Source organism: uncultured Bradyrhizobium sp., from assembly GCF_936928535.1.
Taxonomy (GTDB): domain Bacteria; phylum Pseudomonadota; class Alphaproteobacteria; order Rhizobiales; family Xanthobacteraceae; genus Bradyrhizobium.
Map to the genome: position 1 here is coordinate 35,964 of NZ_CAKZHY010000052.1, position 18,247 is coordinate 54,210.

The window sequence follows — 18,247 nt, forward strand, 5'->3', positions numbered from 1 at the left end:
GTCGGATCCTGGTTTGACGAGCCCTTCCCTTGGACATGGCAATGAAACCTGCTTTCGTTCTGGCGCTGACCGTTTGCGCCGTCATTTCGCCAAGTGTCGTTCACGCGCTTGACTGCGCGAAGGCGGCGCTGAAGGCTGAGAAGCTCATCTGCTCTTCTCCGGAGGCGAGGGAGGCGGATGCGGCGATGAGCGCCGCCTACTTCGCGTTGCTGCGCCGGACAACGGACCCGGACTTCCGCGAGGGACTCGTACGCAGTCAGCGGCGATGGATCGAGGCGCGTTCGGGTGGCGTTCCGAGAATCGATGGGGAGCAAGACGAAGAGCCCGACGATCGCAAGGTGTTGCTGAAGATCACGAAGGATCGTCTCGACTTCCTGAAAGGAAACGAGCCCATCCGCAGGATGGAGCTTCAGCGAAAAGTCGCGTCCAAGGACAGCGGTGGACCGCTCGCAGGCTATGAGGGTCCCTGCGGCTTTATGCCCCCACGCTATGGTCACTGGGAGTATGCCTGCTGGATTTCTACGCATCGCCAGCACAAGGACCGAATCTGTAGTGTCGGAGAGGAGTGGGCCAGCGGTCACACGACTGAACGACGGCTGGTCAGCGTTGTGACGAATGGCGAAGCCAGACCAGTCGCGAGTTGCTACACAGGGTATGAAGGGCATAGCTGCCCAGACCCGGACGTCGGGGCCGCCGCTCATTGGGACACGAACCCTCAGATATCTCCCGGTGATCTCGCTCCACCGCGCCTTGGCAGCCTCTGGAAATATGACCCCGACGGCCCTGCTGGTTATGATGAGCCCTGGATGCAGGATTGTCTGTTCGCTCCGAACTATCCGCGGGCGGATTTGAAGCGGCCCGATCCGTCTCCCGTGGGCAAGACCCCATAGTTCGGCGTCGGGCCAAAAGCCGCCCCCAGACAAAAGTAAGGCGCGACTGGCATCACCACAGTCGCGCCCTACGTCGCCGGCTTATGGGGCAGGGGGGAATAGCCGGCTGTTGAGACGACTCCCAGGCACGAGAGACGTTCCAGCCGGTGGCAAATTTTTTTGCCGATTTTTGTGCGGCCCGGCGTGAATTTGGCACACGGTTAAGTGATCTTAACCTGTGGGAAACTCTGGTCCTTCCCTCGCGTTGTTCCCGCGATCGCCATGGGGCGAGGGATCGATCGTCATGTCACAGATTCAAAAGGTATTTTTTGGTGCCGTCGCACTCGTCGCGACGCTTGGTGCTGTGCAGGTCGGCGCCGTCCAGGTTGGTGCCATGCAACTAGCCTCCGGCCACGATCTGGCCGACCGCTGGGAAGCGGTCGCCAATCAATCGGGCCGCAACCTCGCCAATCATAACGTCAACCGCGCCGGCAAGTCCGACCGGCTCGCCGACCTCAAGCCGGCGGCGGTTCCGACCCGTACGGTCTCGATGCGGCTGAACGACCTTGCCGATACGTCCGTGCTGCTGCGGGTCCCCGCGACCATCGAGACCGGCAACGCCAAGCCGACGCCGCTGCTGCTGACGCCGGGCCGCAAGCCCACGATCGCCTGCGAGCCGATGGTCAGCTCCCTGACCGAGGTCGCCAAGCTGCTGCAGCCCGGCCGCTGCGTGACCTGATCGACGCCGCCCTCGCGCCATAGCGCCCTCCTGCCCGGAGGGCGGCTCTGCGCATCCCCTTGATCCGCTATCCCATCGCGTTATATCCCGGCTTTCTCCATTTCTGATTGACCGGGTAAACGCATGATGACGTCCGATACGGCCACGCATACGCAGCCTTTCCAAGCCGAGGTTTCCGAGCTGCTGCACCTGATGGTGCATTCCGTTTACTCGGAGACCGACATCTTCCTGCGCGAGCTCGTCTCCAACGCCTCGGATGCCTGTGACAAGCTGCGCTATGAAGCGATCGCCAATCCGGCGCTGCTGGGCGAGGGGGATGCGCTCAAGATCCGCATTATCCCGAACAAGGCGGCCGCAACGCTGACCATTGCCGACAACGGCATCGGCATGGAGCGGCAGGAGCTGATAGACCATCTCGGCACCATCGCCCGCTCCGGCACCAAGGCGTTCGTGTCGAAACTAAAAGAGGCCAAGGACGGCCTCGGCCTGATCGGCCAGTTCGGCGTCGGTTTCTATTCCGCCTTCATGGTCGCCGAGAAGATCGTCGTGCTCAGCCGCCGCGCCGGCGAGAGCGACGTCTGGACCTGGTCTTCGTCAGGCGGCTCCGGCTTCGAGATCGCGCGCGCCAGCGACGAGGAGGCGGCGCGTGTGAAGCGTGGCACCGAGATCGTCCTGCACCTGAAGGACGACGCCAAGAAATATCTCGAAACATACGAGATCGAGCGCATCGTCAGCGCCTATTCGGACAACATCCTGTTTCCGATCGAGCTGGCGCCGGAAGAAGGCGAGCCGCGCCAGATCAATTCGGCGAGCGCGCTGTGGCAGCGCTCGAAATCCGAGCTGACGCCTGAGGACTACAAGAAGGCCTATCAGCAGATCGCGTCCGCCTTCGACGATCCCGCGATGACGCTGCACTACCGCGCGGAAGGGCGTTACTCCTATGCCGTGCTGCTGTTTGCGCCCTCGACCAAGCCGTTCGACCTGTTCGAGCCGAACCGGAAGGGCCGCGTCAAGCTCTATGTCCGCCGCGTCTTCATCACGGATGATGCCGACCTCTTGCCCGGCTATCTGCGCTTCATCCGCGGCGTCGTCGACAGCGAGGATCTCCCGCTCAACATCTCGCGCGAGATGCTGCAGAACAATCCGCAGCTGGCGCAGATCCGCAAAGCCGTGGCGACCCGCGTCGTCAACGAGCTCGAAAGCCTCGCCGAGAAGGACGCGGAGAATTTCGCAAAGATCTGGGAGGCCTTCGGTGCGGTGCTGAAAGAGGGCATCTACGAGGATTTCGAGCGTCGCGAGAAGCTGCTGGCGCTGTCGCGCTTCACCACCACGACAGGCGAGAAGCGCGCGCTCAAGGACGTCGTCGCCGATTTCAAGCCGAACCAGGCCGAGATCTATTATCTCGTCGGTGACAGCATCGAGCGGCTGAAGTCCAGCCCGCGGCTGGAGGCCGCGACCGCACGCGGCATTGAGGTGCTGCTGCTGTCCGATCCGGTCGATGCGTTCTGGACCTCAATGCCATCAGAGTTTGAGGGCAAGCCGCTGAAGTCGTTGAGCCAGGGCGATCTCAATCTCGATCTGATCCCCCGCGTCGACGACAAGGACGAGGCGAAGAAGGACGAGCCCGCCGCGGATGAGGCCGCCACCATCGCGGTGATCAAGGCGGCGCTTGGCGAGCGCGTCAGCGATGTCAAGGCCTCGACCCGCCTGACCAGCTCGGCCTCGTGCCTCGTCGCCGACAGCCAGGGCCCGAGCCGCGAGCTCGAGCGCATCCTGGCGCAGCAGAACCGCGGCATGCGTACCAAGCCGATCCTGGAGATCAATCTCCGCCACCCCATGGTCACGGCGATTACCAGGGCCCAGGCCGGCTCCACGACGGTCGACGACCTCAGCCTGCTCCTGCTCGAACAGGCGCAGATCTTGGATGGCGAGTTGCCGGAAGATCCGGCCGCGTTTGCGGCAAGGTTGAACCGGCTGGTGTTGCAGGGGCTGGGTTGACGCGAGCCGGCCTACTCCGCCGCATCCTTCTGTTCTTCGCCCTCTTCCTCCACGCTTGGCTTGCTCTCCATCCAGCGTGACAGCGTGTTGGAGAGGCGGTCGAGGTAGAGGTAGACGACCGGCGTCGTGAACAGGGTCAGCGCCTGGCTGACGATGAGGCCGCCGACCATGGCGTAGCCGAGCGGTTGGCGGATCTCGGCACCCGTGCCGGTGCCGAGCATCAGCGGTACGCCGCCGAGCAACGCCGCCATTGTCGTCATCATGATGGGCCGGAAACGCAGCAGCGCCGCCTGCCGGATCGATTGCTCCGGCGTCAGGTGCTGCTCGCGCTCCGCGACGATGGCGAAATCGACCATCATGATGCCGTTCTTCTTGACGATGCCGATCAGGAGGATGACCCCGATCAGGGCGATCAGGCTGAAATCGAAGCCTGATATCATCAGGATCGCGATTGCACCGACGCCGGCCGATGGCAACGTGGACAGGATGGTCAGCGGATGGATGTAGCTCTCGTAGAGCACGCCCAGCACCAGATAGACCACGACGAGCGCCGCGAGGATCAGCATCGGCACGGTGCCCAGCGATTGCTGGAACGCCTGGGCCGTCCCCTGAAAGCTCATCGACAGCGTCGGTGGCGCGCCCATCTCGCTCACCGCGCGCATGACGGCCGCGGTTGCCTGTCCGAGCGCAACGCCCTCGGCAAGGTTGAAGCTGATCGTCACCGCCGGAAACTGGCTCTGATGTGCGATCGCAAGCGGCCGCACCGGCTCGTTGTTCCATTTGCAGATGACCGAGAGCGGAACCTCGCCGCCGGTCAGCGGCGAGGTGATGTAGAGCTTGTTGAGCGTGTCGAGCTTGCCTTGCAGCGCAGGCGTGATCTCGAGCACCACGTGATAGCTGTTGGTCTGCGTGAAATACTGCGCCACCTGGCGCTGGCCGAACGCGTCGTAGAGCGTGTCGTCGATCAACTGCGGTTGGATGCCGTAGCGTGCCGCCGTGTCGCGATTGATCGTGAGCTGAAGCGTGGTGCCTTCGGTCTGCTGGTCGGTGGCGACATCATGAAGCTCCGGCAGGCCCTTCATGTGCATCAGGATTTTCGGCGCCCAGCTGTTCAACTCGGACAGATTGGCGTCCTGGAGCGTGAATTCGAACTGGGTGCGGGTGGCACGGCCGCCGAGACGCACGTCTTGTGAGGCCTGCATATAGAGGCGCGCGCCCTCGACCTTGGCGAGCTTTGGTCGCAGTCGCGCGATGATCTGTTGCGCATTGGCATCGCGTTCCCCGATCGGCTTCAGCGTAACATACATGCGCCCCGAATTCAGCGCCGTGCCGCCTCCGCCGATGAACATCGCGATGGAATCGACGGCAGGGTCGGCCTGCACGATGGCATTGAGCTCCTCCTGCCGCCGCTTCATCTCGGCGAAGGAGATGTCCTGGGGCATCTCCGAGACAGCGGTGAGAAAGCCATTGTCCTGCTGCGGGAAGAAGCCCTTCGGGATCAGGACGAACAGCAGCCCCGACAGGGCGACGGTGGCGAAGAAGATGCAGAGCGTGACGAGGCTGTGCCGCAACGCGAGGTCGAGCCCGCGCTCATAGGCGCCGAGCAGCCGCTCGAACAGCCGCTCGCTCCATTGGTAGAAGCGGCCGTGGCGGGCTTCGTGATCGGAGCGCAGGAAGCGCGATGCCATCATCGGCGTCAGGCTCAGCGAGACCACGAGCGAGACGAAGATCGCCATCGACAGCGTCACCGCGAATTCGCGGAACAGCCGTCCGATGATGCCGCCCATCAGCAGCAGCGGGATCAGCACGGCGATCAGGGAGATGCTGATGGAGACGATGGTGAAGCCGATCTCGGCTGCGCCCTTGTAGGCGGCGGTGACCGGGTTCTCGCCGCGCTCGACATAGCGCGTGATGTTCTCCAGCATCACGATGGCGTCGTCGACCACGAAGCCGACCGCGATGGTCAGCGCCATCAGCGAGAGATTGTCCAGCGAATAGCCGAACACCCACATCAGCGAGCAGGCGCCGAGCAGCGCCAGCGGCACGGTGATGCTCGGGATGATCGTGGCCCAGAAGCTGCGCAGGAAGATGAAGATCACCATCACCACCAGCACGATGGTGATCATGAGCGTGATCTGCACGTCGTCGACCGCAGCGCGGATGGTGATGGTGCGGTCGCTGATGATCTTGATCTTGATCGCGGGCGGGATCGCTCCGATCAGCCGCGGCAGCTTCTCCTTGATGCGATTGACCGTCTCGATGACGTTGGCGCCGGGTTGCTTGAAGATGACGAGGAACACGCCACGCTTGCCGTCCGCCCACGCCGCGGTCTTCATGTCCTCCGGTCCCGACACCGCTTCACCGATGTCGCGAATCCGCAAAGGCGCGCCGTTGCGATAGGCGATAATCACATCCTGCCACTGCGCGGCCTCGAGCAACTGGTCGTTGGCGTAGACAGTATAGGCGCGCCTGATGCCATCGATATTGCCCTTTGGGCTGTCCGTGGTCGCGATCGCGATCTGGCTGCGCACGTCCTCCAAGGACAGCCCCTTGGCGACCAGCTTGGCGGGATCGATCTGGATGCGCACCGCGGGCTTCTGCTGGCCGCCGACAAACACCTGCGCGACGCCGGGAATTTGGCTGAGCTGCTGCGCGAGCTGGGCGTCGGTGCGGTCGCTGACGGTGGTGAGAGGCAGCGTCTCCGAGGTTGCCGACAGGATCATGATCGGCGAATCGGCAGGGTTCACCTTCCGGTAGTTCGGCGGCGAAGGCAGGTTCTTCGGCAATTGGCCGCTTGCTGCGTTGATTGCCGCCTGCACGTCGTTGGCCGCGGCGTCGATCAGCCGGTTGAGATCGAACTGGATGGTGATCGATGCCGAGCCGAGCGAGCTCGTCGAGGTCATCTGCGTGATGCCGGGGATTTGCGCGAGCTGGCGCTCGAGCGGCTGCGCCACGGAGGAAGCCATGGTCTCGGGGCTGCCGCCCGGCAGCGAGGCGGACACCTGGATCGTCGGAAAGTCGACCTGCGGCAGCGGCGCAACCGGTAGTAGCGGATAGGCTACGAGGCCTACGAACAGAATGCCGGCCATCAGTAGCGAGGTGCCGATCGGATAGCGGATGAAGGGAGATGAGAAGCTCTTTTGCATGCCCCGGGACCACGGATCGGCCAGCGCATCTTCTCGCCGCGCACGGCAGAGCCGCACTCGATAAGCCCGAGCGCGAATGTGCGTTTCCTTCAGCCGATATGTTTGTTGATTGCCCTGGATCGTCGTCGGTCCGGGGCCGGCGTTGTGGTCGAAAGACTAGTCTGTTCGCCCGGGGCCCGTGAACGGATTCCTGCGCCGGGGAATTGCGACCTTTGTCGAAGAACGGTCGTATCGAGATATGCGTGCAATGCAGGCGCAGCCGCAGAGCGCTTGCGCGGTTCCGGATCGTTACGGCGCTGCGCCCCGCTGTTTTTGCTGCTTCTCACAAACAGGAGAGGTATAAGCCGCGAAGGTCGCTTGTTTCGCGCCACTGTGCCATATCGAAATGGCATAACACCTGCCGTTGTTACCGATTCGAGGAAACGTCCGATGCGTCTCGCTCTCCTGACCCTCACCGCGATTTCCACGCTGTTCGTCGCGGCAGATGCCAGCGCCCAGACCTATGATCCGCACTATCCGGTGTGCATGCACGTTTACGCGGGGGGCGGCAGGAGTGGCGGCGGCAACAACTGGTTCGACTGCTCGTTCACGTCGCTGGAGCAGTGCCGCGCAACAGCGTCAGGTCTCGCAGCCACCTGTGACGTCAATCCCTACTACGCTTTCAACGAGCCGCAGCCCCGCAAGCGTCACAAGAAGGTGTACTGATCGCCGGTGGTACGTCTCCCGGCGTGCTCTTTTCGCGCGGGAGCCGCAGGTTATTCCTTCTTGATTCCCGATAGCTCCACCACCTTGCGCCAGCGCTCGGTCTCCGCGGTGAGCATGGTACTGAACTCGCCGGCATTGCCATGCAGCGGGATCGCGCCGAGCTCGGCGATGCGGGCCTTGATCTCCGCGTCGGACAAGGCCGCGTCGACCTCGCGATTGAGCAGATCGATGATTTCGCGCGGCGTGTCGTGAGGCGCGCCGACGCCGTAAAAGGACGATGTCTCATAGCCCGCAAGCGTGTCCGCGATCGGCGGCACGTCGGCCAGGATCTCCGAACGCTCGCGCGTGGTGACGCCGAGCGCACGCAGCTTGCCCGCCCGCACCAGCTCGAAGGACGAGGTGACGTTGTCGAACATGCCCTGGATCTGGCCGCTCATCACGTCGGTCAGGCCCGGTGCGGAACCGCGATACGGCACGTGCGTAAACTGCACGCCGGCCATCGACTTGAACAGTTCGCCGGAGAGGTGCAACGACGTGCCGATGCCGGAGGACGCGATCGACATCTTGCCGGGATTTGCCTTGGCATAGGCGATGAAGTCGGCGACGCTTCTGACCGGCAGATCATTGCTGACGACCAGCACCAACGGAATGCGTGCGACGCCGGCGACCGGTGCGATGCCCTTGGCAAAATCATAGGGCAGGGCCGGATCGAATGAGGCGTTGATCGCGTTTGCGGTCGAGGTCAGCAGCAGCGTGTATCCGTCCGGTGCCGAGGTGATCACGGCCTGCGTTCCGATATTGCTACCGGCCCCCGGCTTGTTCTCGACCACAAAAGTTTGCCCGAGCCGGTCGGACAGCCGCTGGCAGATCAGCCGTGACAGCACATCGGTGGCCCCGCCCGGTGCGTAAGGGACCACCCATTTCACGTTGCGCGAGGGATAGGATGGGTTGCCGATCGCAAAGGCGAGCGGTGCGGCAAGCGCGGCTGCGGCGCATGCGGCAGTCTGAACGAAACGTCGCCTGCTGATCATCGTGGCCTCCAGTTCATCGCGCGCGCGGCGCGTCCGAATGACTGGACTTGCTATCGCAAGAATTGCGCCAGGCCGCACGCCGATCCCGCTGACTTGGTAAAGGATGATCGCGGTTAATCGAGAGCTAACCGAGTTTTACCTTGTCTCTTAACACCTGGGCAAAGTGCGCGGGCTAAGCTTGCGGGAACAAGCGGATACCGCCCGAAAGAATGAACGGCATGACCACTGGCGTCATCGAGCAAGCCAAGGCCGCGCGTGCGCCTTCGGCCTCAAAGATCTGGCTGAAGGCGATCGAGCTGACCGCGCGGATCGAGACGCTGCCCGGCCGGCTGTTCGCTGACGTCGTCGACGATTGGGCGCGGCGCCAGCCCGACCGGCTCGCACTGGTCACGGACGATGCCGCGCTCGACTATGACGGTCTGTCGAAGCGCATCAATTGCTATGCGCGGTGGGCGCGCTCGGTGGGCGTCGTCAAGGGCGACACAGTCGGCCTGATCATGCCAAATGGCATTGACTACGTCGCAGCCTGGCTTGGCATCAGCCGCGTCGGCGGCGTGGTGGCTCTGCTGAACACCAAGCTCGTCGGCCGGTCGCTCGCGCATTGCATCGATGTGGCAAAACCCACCCATCTCATCGTCGCACACGCGTTGACGGAGACGCTGGACAGCGCAACGCCGCATCTGAAGACCGAGACAAAGATCTGGACCCATGGCGACGCCCGCAGCGAGCGGGCGATCGATGTCGCCCTCGCTGCGCTCGATGACGGGCCGCTGTTGCCGGAGGAGCATGGCGACGTCACCATCGATGACCGCGCGCTGCTGATCTACACCTCGGGCACGACCGGCCTGCCGAAGGCCGCCAGCATCAGCCATCGCCGCATCCTCAATTGGGGCTTCTGGTTCGCCGGCCTCACTGGGGCGACGCCGCAGGACAGGCTCTATGACTGCCTGCCGCTGTTCCATTCGGTCGGCGGCATCGTGGCGCCCTGCAGCATGCTGGCCGCCGGCGGATCGGTGGTGATCGCGGAAAAGTTTTCGGCCTCGAACTTCTGGCCCGACATTGTCAGGCACGATTGTACGCTGTTTCAATATATCGGCGAGCTCTGCCGCTATTTGCTCAAGGCGCCGCCGTCGGAATACGAGAACCGCCATCGCCTGCGACTGGTCTGCGGCAACGGCCTGCGCGGCGATATCTGGGAGGATTTCCAGAGCCGTTTCGCCATTCCGCGCATCCTCGAATTCTATGCCGCGACCGAAGGCAATTTCTCGCTGTTCAACGTCGAGGGCCAGCCGGGCGCCATCGGCCGCATCCCGCCGCTGCTTGCGCATCGCTTTCCGGCAAGCCTCGTCAAGCTTGACCCCGACAGCGGAGCGCCGTTGCGCAATGACGAGGGATTCTGCATCGCCTGCGCCCGCGGCGAGGCCGGCGAGGCGATTGGCCGCATCGGCAAGGCCGAGGAGGGGGGCGGCCGCTTCGAGGGCTATACCGATGCGGGCGAGACCGAGAAGAAGATCTTGCGCGACGTCTTCGCCAGGGGTGACGCCTGGTTCCGCACCGGCGATCTGATGCGGCTCGATGACAAGGGATTTTTCCATTTCGTAGATCGCATCGGCGACACCTTCCGCTGGAAGGGCGAGAACGTCGCGACATCGGAGGTCAATGACGCCGTGCGCGATTTCACTGGCGTGGTCGATGCCACGACCTATGGCGTCGGCATTCCCGGCACTGACGGCCGTGCCGGCATGAGCGCAATCGTGGTTAACGAGGGCTTTGACATCGAAGCGCTGCCGGCTCATCTCGCTCAGCGTCTGCCGGCCTATGCTCGCCCGGTTTTCATCCGCATCTCGCGCGAGCTCGATGCGACCGAGACCTTCAAGCAGAAGAAGAGCGACCTTGCGCGCGAAGGGTTTGACCCCGCCGCGATCGCCGAGCCGCTGTTCGTGCTGGAGCCGAAATCCGGCGCGTATGTCGCGCTCGATTCAGGTCATTTTGCGCAGATCGTCGACGGTACGATCAGACTGTAGCCGCAGCAAAATCGGCAGATAGGTCCAATTTTATCTGAATTGTCCAAGAGGCCATTTACTTCTGTCGGGTAAACAGACGCCCATGGGAGGCGGTCATCAAGAGCCGCCGCAAGACATACAGTCGATTAACTAACGAAGAGGCGAGCCAGCCATGTCGGTACGGTCCAAGGTCATCGAGGCGATCCAGCAGATCGCCAAGGAACAGAACGTCACGCTTCCCGCGCTCACGGACGATCTGTCCCTGCATGAGACGGGTTTCGACTCGCTTGCCTTCGCGATCCTTGTCGCCCGTCTCGAGGACGAGACCGGCGTCGACCCCTTCACCATTTCCGAGGACGCCGCGTTCCCCGCTACCGTGGGTGATTTCGTGCGGGCCTACGAAAATGTCCCCGCGTGAGATTTTTGCGCTCCGCGACTATCTGAGCCCGGAGCGGAAGGGCCGCACGATCTCGGATGCGCACGAAGTCGTGTCGCTGACCGACATCCTGTCGCAAACCGTGCTGGGCGACCGCTTGCGCGAGCTGTCCGGCCGCGCCGTGCTGCTCAAGCTGTCGGACCAGCTCCGCTCGGGCCTTGCCATGATCGAGCTCGACGGCATCGCGCGCCGCATGCTGCTGTGCCCGCCTGATCTCAACCCGGCCTATCTCGACGCGTTGATCGCCGATGCCGGGATCGACGCCGTCGTTACCGATGAGCCCGATCGCTGGGCTGAGACCGGCGTCTCGCTCGTCGTCACCGCTCAATTGCCGCTTCAAGCCGCCACGCCGGTGAAGACCGAGCGCGCGACCGAATGGCTGATGCTGACCTCGGGCACCTCGGGCGTGCCGAAGATCGTCGGTCACACGCTGGAAGCGCTCACCGGCGCGATCGTTGCCGAAGGTCCGGCCAGGGGACCTGCGCCGGTCTGGGCCACGTTCTACGACATCCGCCGCTATGGCGGCTTGCAGATCTTCCTCCGCGCCATCCTCTCCGGCGGCTCGATGGTGCTGTCGGACCCGCATGAAGCGCTCGCAGATCATGTTGCCCGGCTGAACGCGCACGCCGTCTCCCACATCTCGGGCACGCCCTCGCACTGGCGCAAGCTGCTGATGAGCGGCGCGGCCGCGCAATTCAAGCCGGGCTATGTCCGTCTCTCCGGCGAGATCGCCGACCAGGCGGTGCTCGACGGTCTGAAAGCGGCATTCCCCGACTCCTCCGTCGGCCATGCCTACGCCTCGACCGAGGCCGGCGTGGGCTTTGCCGTCAATGACGGGCTCGAAGGCTTTCCGGCCAGCTATCTCGGCAATCGCAATGGCGTCGAGATGAAGGTCGTGGACGGCTCGCTGCGCATCCGTTCGACGCGCACGGCGCACGCTTATATCGGACGCAACGCGGCGGCCCTGACCGATGGCGATGGTTTCGTCGACAGTGGCGATATCGTCGAGCTGCGGGGCGACCGCTATTATTTCGTCGGCCGCCGCGGCGGCATCATCAATATCGGCGGGCTGAAAGTCCATCCCGAGGAGATCGAGGCGGTGATCAACCGTCACGCCGACGTGCGGATGTCACGGGCGAAGTCGCGGAAGAGTCCGATCACCGGCGGCATCGTCGTCGCCGACGTGATCCTCGCCGACGGCACCGATCAAGCGCGGGCGAAAGAGATCCGCGATCAGATCCTGGATCAGTGCCGCACGCAGCTCGCCTCGCACAAGGTGCCGGCGGTGATCCGCTTCGTCGAGGCGCTCGACGTCACTCCGGCCGGCAAACTGGCGCGCACCGATGCATAATGTTCTCGTCACCGGCGGCAGCCGCGGCATTGGCCTTGCGATCGGCAAGCGCCTGGCCGGTGCCGGCTACAACGTGATCGCGGCCGCACGGCGCGAGAGCGACGAGCTCAAGTCTGCGATCGCCGCTTCCGAGGGACGTCTGCATTTCCGCGCGTGTGATCTGTCGGTGATCGATGCGATCCCGGCGTTCGCAAAGCTCGTGCGCGACGAATTCGGCCCGATTTACGGGCTCGTCAACAACGCCGGCCTCGGCACCGAAGGCCTGCTCGCCACCATGCATAATTCGGAGATCGAGGCGCTGGTGCAGCTCAACGTGCTGTCGCCGATCATCCTCACCAAATATGTCGCGCGCCAGATGATGGCGGACGGCGCGGGCCGCATCATCAACATCTCCTCGATCATCGCGACGACCGGCTACAACGGCCTCTCGGTTTATGGTGCGACCAAGGCGGCGGCGACCGGCTTTACCCGCTCGCTCGCGCGCGAGGTCGGCAAGCTCGGCATCACCGTAAACGCAATCTCGCCCGGTTTCATCGACACCGAGCTCACGCACAATCTCTCCGACGAGGGTCGCAAGCGCATCGCCGGCCGTAGCGCGCTGCGACGTCTGCCCGAAACCGAGGACGTTGCGCGCATGGTTGAATATTTGCTCGGCGACGGCGGTCGCAACGTGACCGGCACCGTGTTCACGATCGACGCCGGGAACACGGCCTGAGACGGAACCCGTCCGATAAAAGGACGTTGATCCGGCACAATGACAACGAGCCGGATTTGGTCGTAAGATGCCACGTCATCGATTGAGGTACGTCAATCGAACTGCCCTAAACGAAAGGGAGCAGTCCATGGCAACGCCAAGCGTCAACGCTATGAGTCAAGGCCGGGTATCCGCTGAGCCATCGCCTGCGAAGCTGGACGCTGCCCGCTGCCCGCCGATGTCGCATCAAAACTCCGGCAGCCACGGCTACGAAATGTATCCGCAGCAGTTCGTGCGGCTGATCGGCTGTCATGTCGCGCCGTCGCCGAGCCTGCGCAAGCGCCAGGACGAGAAGCTGCACTAGCGCGGCCGCGCTCACGTCTCCGGTTTCGGCAGATCAATCCGAGCATGCGAGAACTCCGGCGGCCCTTCGGTCAGACGGCGAATGCGGCGTTCGCGTTCGTCTGCGGGCAAGGCGGGATCGAGCAGTCCCTCGATCTCGTGCACGGCGATCTCTTCGATCCTGGCGGCGTCGGATGCGATGGTGATTTGCTGTGAGGCCGACGCTGCCGGAGCGATCTTGAGACCCAGCTCGACCAGTTTGCAGATCGCACTTGCACGCGACAATTGCTGGGTCTCGGCCCAGGCGTCCACGGCCGCAGTCAGGTCTTCCGGCATCTTGACGGCACTGATGATGTCGAGGCCGGTACGTCGACGTACCGGACGGGCGGAATCCTTGTTGCCGAAGTCAGACACCCCTGATGTCCCGTGTCACCCATAGACAGTCAATCGTAAGCGTCATCCCCGACCTGCTGTTTGATGTCGATCAATGACGAGATGCGGCATTGCGGCGCGGCGCGACCTTGTCGTCCGGCACCATTTCGGCCAAAGATCAAGGCCTCGAATGGGACCGCTCGGGGTGAACCCGGATGGCTCCTGCCACGTATCTCGCTCGAATGCGTCCCAGCCATCCGGCATCGTCAGATGAACTCAGGCGAATCCTTTTACAGCCGTATCCGTGTCTTCCGGGGCTTCACCAGCCTGATGGATCCCGCGCTGTATTCACCGCTGCCTGACGACTGGTGCATCGGCGTCGCCGATATCGTCGATTCCACGAAGGCCATCGCGGCGCAGCGCTACAAGGCGGTCAACATGGCCGGGGCCGCCGTGATCGCGGCGGTGACGAATGCCTTGGGAGGACGCGAATTTCCTTTCGTGTTCGGCGGAGATGGCGCGAGTTTTGCCGTTGCACCTGATGATCTCGCGCTGGCGCGCGAAGCGCTGGCCGCGACCGCGACCTGGGTGCGGGAAGACCTTGATCTGAAGATGCGGGTCGCGCTGGTACCCGTCAGTGCCATTCGCGCCAAGGGGCTCGACGTGCGCGTTGCGCGTTTCGGCCCGTCGGCCAATTTGTCCTATGCCATGTTCTCCGGCGGCGGGCTTGCCTGGGCTGACGCGGCGATGAAACGCGGCGAGTTTGCCGTGGCCGAGGCGCCCCCGGGCACGCAGCCGGATCTCTCCGGCCTGTCCTGCCGCTTCGAGGTGATCCCGGCCTCGCGCGGATTGATCCTTTCGGTGCTGGTGATGCCGGCTGCCGGGGTCGACCCGCGCGCCTTCCGCAGGGTGATCGAGGACATCATCCATCTGGTCGAGCGCAGTCCGGATGCGGGTCGCCCCGTGCCGCCGCAGGGGCCGCCGCTGAAATGGCCGCCGCAGGGGCTCGACTATGAGGCGCGGGCGACCCGTGGCGGGTCATTGTTCCAGCGCCGCGCCCGCCTGCTCGCCTTCACGTTTTTTGCCTATGTCCTGATGCGATTCGACATCAAGGCCGGCGGCTTCCTGCCAAAAGTCTACAAGCGCCAGGTGGTCGAGAATTCCGACTTCCGCAAATATGACGACGGCCTGCGCATGATCCTCGACTGCACGAGCGAGCTCGAGCGCGCCTTGAGCGATCGCCTCGCCACCGCTGCGCGCGACGGCGTCGTTCGCTATGGCCTCTATCAGCAGGACGCGGCGATGATGACTTGCTTCACGCCCTCGGCGCTGCGCAGTGATCATGTGCACTTCATCGACGGCGCGCGCGGCGGCTATGCCTCGGCGGCTACGGTGCTGAAGACCATGGTGGCCGCGAGCTAGCGTCCCGCCCGCGTCCAGGTTTCGCCGCCGCAGAGGGCGCCGACGCAGCCTTCGACCCGCAATGTTTCGACTGATGTCACCGTGATGCTGCTCGCATAGGTGTTGCCGTCGTCGGCATTGTAGATCTGGCCCGACCATTTGTTCGGTCCTGCGGGCTGCATGCCGGAGAACAGCGGCAGTCCGATCATCGACCGCTTGGCGAGTGCCGGATTGGGATTCTTGCTGTCAGTCGCGGGCTGCCCGGTCGCGGTGTCCATGGGCTCGCGCAGCCAGACGATATGGCCGCAGATGCCGCCGCCACATTTGCTGATTTTGACGCGGGCATCGCCCGCCTGGGTGAGCCAGGTCCCGCTCGCCCCGGCGCTCTGGGCCTGGACGGTCGTCGCGCCCGACAGGGCAGCCAGAAGGACGGCGAGAACGGCAAATCTGCGGGACATGGGAAGGGGACCTCAGAATAGAGGCGTCTCAGTAGCAGCAAAATACAATCGTGCAACGCCTGATAGTATCAAATCCCCGCGCGCATCTGCCGCCGGCGAATCTCTCACCAGGGCAGGCCGCACAGGTCGATGGTGCCGAGGGTCGGTGCGCGCACGATGTTGAAGACATAGGGCGCCATGTGGTCGAAGCGGATTCGTCCTTCCGGCTGCTCGCAATAGACCTCGCCTTTGAAGGGCAGCCAGCTGCGGGCCTGGTAGAATGCGAAATTGTGCGGCTCGCAGAACAGGATCGCAAAACGAACTGCCTCGTTGGCACGCATGGTATGCACCGCCGCGTCGATTGCCATCGTTGCATAGCCGCTATTACGGCGATCCTCGCGCGTGCAGACGCCGCCGATGCCGCCGACATGCACCTTCTGTCCATTCCAGGTGACCGTGCGGAAGTAGATGCCGACATGGCAGACGAGGCCATCCTCGGGTGTCTCGATCAGCACGCGCGGATCGGCATTGGCCCATTTGACGTGGGCCCAGGACTTGCCCGCAATCTGCTGCGGTCCCCAGACCGCCTGATGCAGCGGTTCCGCGATCTTCCACGAGGCATCGCCGTTGAGGATGTCGATCTCGATGCTCATGGCCTTCTCTTTCGCCTCTTCGCGCCGTGGTAGGTTCGTTCTCCCATAAGCGCCTCAAAGGCAATGATATTTTGGAGTTCGTCGAAATGCTGCGCACGCGTGCGTCGATTTTATGCAATCCGGCCAAGCGGCCGCATGATCCAATTGCGCAAATTGGCGGTATTTAACGGCGGCGGAACCTTCTATAAGGGGTGACCGTTACAACACGTTCCCCATCAGTTGCGGACAAGAACCCATGACCTTTACGCTGCCCCCACTCCCTTACGCCTATGACGCCCTCGGCCAGTTTATGTCGAAGGAGACGCTGGAATTCCACCACGACAAGCATCATCAGGCCTACGTCACCAACGGCAACAACGCGCTCAAGGGCACCGAATGGGAAGGCAAGTCCCTTGAGGAGATCGTCAAGGGCTCGTTCGGCAAGAACCCCGCGGTGTTCAACAATGCCGGCCAGCACTACAACCACATCCACTTCTGGAGCTGGATGAAGCCCAACGGCGGCGGCACCAAGCTGCCGGGCAAGCTCGAGAAGAAGATCAACGAGGACCTCGGCGGCTTCGAGAAGTTCAAGACCGATTTCCAGGCGGCTGGCGTCGGCCAGTTCGGCTCCGGCTGGTGCTGGCTCCAGGTCAAGAACGGCAAGCTCGAAATCGCCAAGACCCCGAACGGCGAGAATCCGCTGGTGCACGGCGCCACCCCGATCCTCGGCTGCGACGTCTGGGAGCACTCCTACTACATCGACTATCGCAACCGCCGTCCGGACTATCTGAAGGCGTTCGTCGAGAACCTCGTGAACTGGGAATACGTCGAGTCCCTGTTCGACAAGGCGTAAGGCTTGCTCGTCATTCCGGGGCGATGCGCAGCATCGAACCCGGAATCTCGAGATTCCGGGTTCGGCTACGCCGCCCCGGAATGACACAAACAAAAGGCGGTCGCGGACGCGGCCGCCTTTTTTGCTGTACGGAATTGCCCGGCACAGAGCGCTTTGGGACCCCGCTTGAGCGAGGACGTGGACAGGCGTAATGTTATAATATAACGTCTTGGACATGGTTCCCGCCGCGTCCCACCCCCATCATCACGACCATGCCCCGGGTCATTCTCCTGGCCAGACCCATGACCATTCCCACGACCACGGGCATTCGCACGGGCACGACCACACCCATGCCCATGTCCACGATGCGGCCTCGCCGCATCCGGCGCAGGACGCGCCCTGGTCGATCCTGCGCATGACCATGGCAGGGCGCCTCTCGGCCGCGGTTGCCGCCTGTGCCGTGCTCTGGGGCATCGTCTTCTTGGCGATGAGGTGACCATGGCCCAGGTCGCATTCCGCAACGTCACGCTCGGCTATGACCGTCACCCGGCCGTGCATCATCTCAGTGGCGAGATCGCTTCAGGCGCGCTGGTCGCGGTGATCGGTCCCAACGGCGCCGGCAAATCGACCCTGTTGCGCGGCATCGTCGGCATTCTCCGGCCGCTCGACGGCAGCATCCATCTCGGCGGGTTGGATGCCCGTGACATCGCCTATTTGCCGCAGAGCGCGGACATCGACCGCAGCTTCCCGATCTCGGTGTTCGATTTCGTGAGTACCGGGTTGTGGCGCGGGACAGGCCTGTTCGGCGGCATCGGCAAGGCCGCGCGCGAAAAGATTCTTCGCGCGATCGCCTCGGTCGGCCTCAACGGCTTCGAGAACCGCCCCATCGGCACGCTTTCGGGCGGCCAAATGCAGCGGGTGTTGTTTGCGCGCGTGCTGCTCCAGGACGCGCGGCTGATCGTGCTCGACGAGCCCTTCAACGCCATCGACAGCAAGACCATTGCCGATCTGCTCGCGCTGGTGAAGCACTGGCATCACGAGGGCCGTACCGTGCTCGCAGCGCTGCACGACATGGAGATGGTGCGCAGCCACTTCAGCGAGACGCTGGTGCTCGCGCGCGGCCCCGTGGCCTGGGGCCCGACGGCGGAGGTGCTGACTCCTGAAAACCTGATGGTCGCGATGCGGATGTGCGAAGCGTTCGACGACAGCGCCACCGCCTGCGCGGCTGACGATGCGCGTTCGCGGGCGGCGTGATCCCA

18 protein-coding genes are annotated in these 18,247 nt (G+C 63.6%); 13 read left to right on the forward strand and 5 right to left on the reverse strand.

All coding sequences use genetic code 11. The annotated features are described in order from the left end of the window. Window positions 1-41: 41 nt before the first annotated feature. The 3 genes from Q0687_RS06195 (at window position 42) to htpG (ending at window position 3,606) form a co-directional block, all read left to right on the forward strand. The gene (locus Q0687_RS06195; protein ID WP_298873503.1) at window positions 42-890 is read left to right on the forward strand and encodes a lysozyme inhibitor LprI family protein; all 849 of its coding nucleotides are present in this window, start codon (window positions 42-44) and stop codon (window positions 888-890) included. Window positions 891-1,173: 283 nt separating this feature from the next. Beyond that, window positions 1,174-1,608, forward strand: a complete 435-nt coding sequence (locus Q0687_RS06200) for a hypothetical protein (RefSeq protein WP_298873505.1) — start codon at window positions 1,174-1,176, stop codon at window positions 1,606-1,608. Between the two features lie 123 nt (window positions 1,609-1,731). Beyond that, complete coding sequence (gene htpG / locus Q0687_RS06205; protein WP_298873508.1) at window positions 1,732-3,606, forward strand: molecular chaperone HtpG; 1,875 nt, start codon at window positions 1,732-1,734, stop codon at window positions 3,604-3,606. Window positions 3,607-3,617: 11 nt separating this feature from the next. On the opposite strand, the gene Q0687_RS06210 is transcribed toward htpG, so the two are convergent. Beyond that, on the reverse strand, window positions 3,618-6,752 hold the full coding sequence (locus tag Q0687_RS06210; protein ID WP_298873510.1) for an efflux RND transporter permease subunit: 3,135 nt from the start codon (window positions 6,750-6,752) through the stop codon (window positions 3,618-3,620). A gap of 429 nt (window positions 6,753-7,181) precedes the next feature. Here Q0687_RS06210 and Q0687_RS06215 point away from each other — a divergent pair, with 429 nt between their 5' ends. Beyond that, window positions 7,182-7,457: a DUF3551 domain-containing protein gene (locus Q0687_RS06215; RefSeq protein ID WP_298873512.1), complete on the forward strand. Its 276-nt coding sequence runs from the start codon at window positions 7,182-7,184 to the stop codon at window positions 7,455-7,457. Window positions 7,458-7,507: 50 nt separating this feature from the next. Here the strand turns inward: Q0687_RS06215 and Q0687_RS06220 are convergent, their stop codons facing one another. Further along, entirely contained in the window at window positions 7,508-8,488 is a 981-nt protein-coding gene (locus Q0687_RS06220) for a tripartite tricarboxylate transporter substrate binding protein (RefSeq protein WP_298873514.1), read from the reverse strand. A 209-nt stretch (window positions 8,489-8,697) separates the two neighbouring features. Between Q0687_RS06220 and Q0687_RS06225 the strand changes: the two genes are divergently transcribed. From Q0687_RS06225 to Q0687_RS06245, 5 genes are all read left to right on the forward strand, one after another. Next, window positions 8,698-10,512 carry a long-chain-acyl-CoA synthetase gene (locus Q0687_RS06225; protein WP_298873516.1) on the forward strand — a complete coding sequence of 605 codons (1,815 nt, stop codon included), beginning with the start codon at window positions 8,698-8,700 and terminating at the stop codon, window positions 10,510-10,512. 151 nt (window positions 10,513-10,663) lie between these two features. Further along, window positions 10,664-10,909, forward strand: coding sequence for an acyl carrier protein (locus Q0687_RS06230; protein WP_298873518.1), 246 nt, complete (start codon window positions 10,664-10,666; stop codon window positions 10,907-10,909). Next, entirely contained in the window at window positions 10,896-12,278 is a 1,383-nt protein-coding gene (locus Q0687_RS06235; protein ID WP_298873520.1) for a fatty acid--CoA ligase family protein, read from the forward strand. Before Q0687_RS06230 ends, Q0687_RS06235 begins: the two co-directional genes overlap by 14 nt. Then, window positions 12,271-12,993 (forward strand): SDR family NAD(P)-dependent oxidoreductase, encoded by a 723-nt coding sequence (locus tag Q0687_RS06240; protein WP_298873523.1) that lies wholly within the window; start codon window positions 12,271-12,273, stop codon window positions 12,991-12,993. Before Q0687_RS06235 ends, Q0687_RS06240 begins: the two co-directional genes overlap by 8 nt. A gap of 127 nt (window positions 12,994-13,120) precedes the next feature. Beyond that, window positions 13,121-13,336 carry a hypothetical protein gene (locus Q0687_RS06245; RefSeq protein ID WP_298873524.1) on the forward strand — a complete coding sequence of 72 codons (216 nt, stop codon included), beginning with the start codon at window positions 13,121-13,123 and terminating at the stop codon, window positions 13,334-13,336. Window positions 13,337-13,347: 11 nt separating this feature from the next. On the opposite strand, the gene Q0687_RS06250 is transcribed toward Q0687_RS06245, so the two are convergent. After that, complete coding sequence (locus Q0687_RS06250) at window positions 13,348-13,728, reverse strand: hypothetical protein (protein WP_298873526.1); 381 nt, start codon at window positions 13,726-13,728, stop codon at window positions 13,348-13,350. 228 nt (window positions 13,729-13,956) lie between these two features. On the opposite strand from Q0687_RS06250, the gene Q0687_RS06255 reads away from it, so the two are divergent. Beyond that, a complete protein-coding gene (locus Q0687_RS06255) occupies window positions 13,957-15,108 on the forward strand; it encodes a DUF3095 domain-containing protein (RefSeq protein ID WP_298873528.1) in 1,152 nt (383 codons plus the stop codon). On the opposite strand, the gene Q0687_RS06260 is transcribed toward Q0687_RS06255, so the two are convergent. Together Q0687_RS06260 and Q0687_RS06265 are read right to left on the reverse strand one after the other, a co-directional pair. Then, entirely contained in the window at window positions 15,105-15,545 is a 441-nt protein-coding gene (locus Q0687_RS06260) for a DUF2147 domain-containing protein (RefSeq protein ID WP_298873529.1), read from the reverse strand. The genes Q0687_RS06255 and Q0687_RS06260 overlap by 4 nt on opposite strands. 104 nt (window positions 15,546-15,649) lie before the next feature. Beyond that, window positions 15,650-16,177 (reverse strand): GNAT family N-acetyltransferase, encoded by a 528-nt coding sequence (locus Q0687_RS06265; protein WP_298873531.1) that lies wholly within the window; start codon window positions 16,175-16,177, stop codon window positions 15,650-15,652. A gap of 235 nt (window positions 16,178-16,412) precedes the next feature. Here Q0687_RS06265 and Q0687_RS06270 point away from each other — a divergent pair, with 235 nt between their 5' ends. The 3 genes from Q0687_RS06270 to Q0687_RS06280 all read left to right on the forward strand — a co-directional run bounded on the left by Q0687_RS06270 (window position 16,413) and on the right by Q0687_RS06280 (window position 18,242). Next, window positions 16,413-17,009: a superoxide dismutase gene (locus Q0687_RS06270; RefSeq protein WP_211381291.1), complete on the forward strand. Its 597-nt coding sequence runs from the start codon at window positions 16,413-16,415 to the stop codon at window positions 17,007-17,009. 214 nt (window positions 17,010-17,223) lie between these two features. Next, window positions 17,224-17,484, forward strand: a complete 261-nt coding sequence (locus tag Q0687_RS06275; protein ID WP_298873589.1) for a hypothetical protein — start codon at window positions 17,224-17,226, stop codon at window positions 17,482-17,484. 2 nt (window positions 17,485-17,486) lie between these two features. Next, the gene (locus Q0687_RS06280) at window positions 17,487-18,242 is read left to right on the forward strand and encodes an ABC transporter ATP-binding protein (protein ID WP_298873535.1); all 756 of its coding nucleotides are present in this window, start codon (window positions 17,487-17,489) and stop codon (window positions 18,240-18,242) included. The last annotated feature ends 5 nt before the right edge of the window (window positions 18,243-18,247 follow it).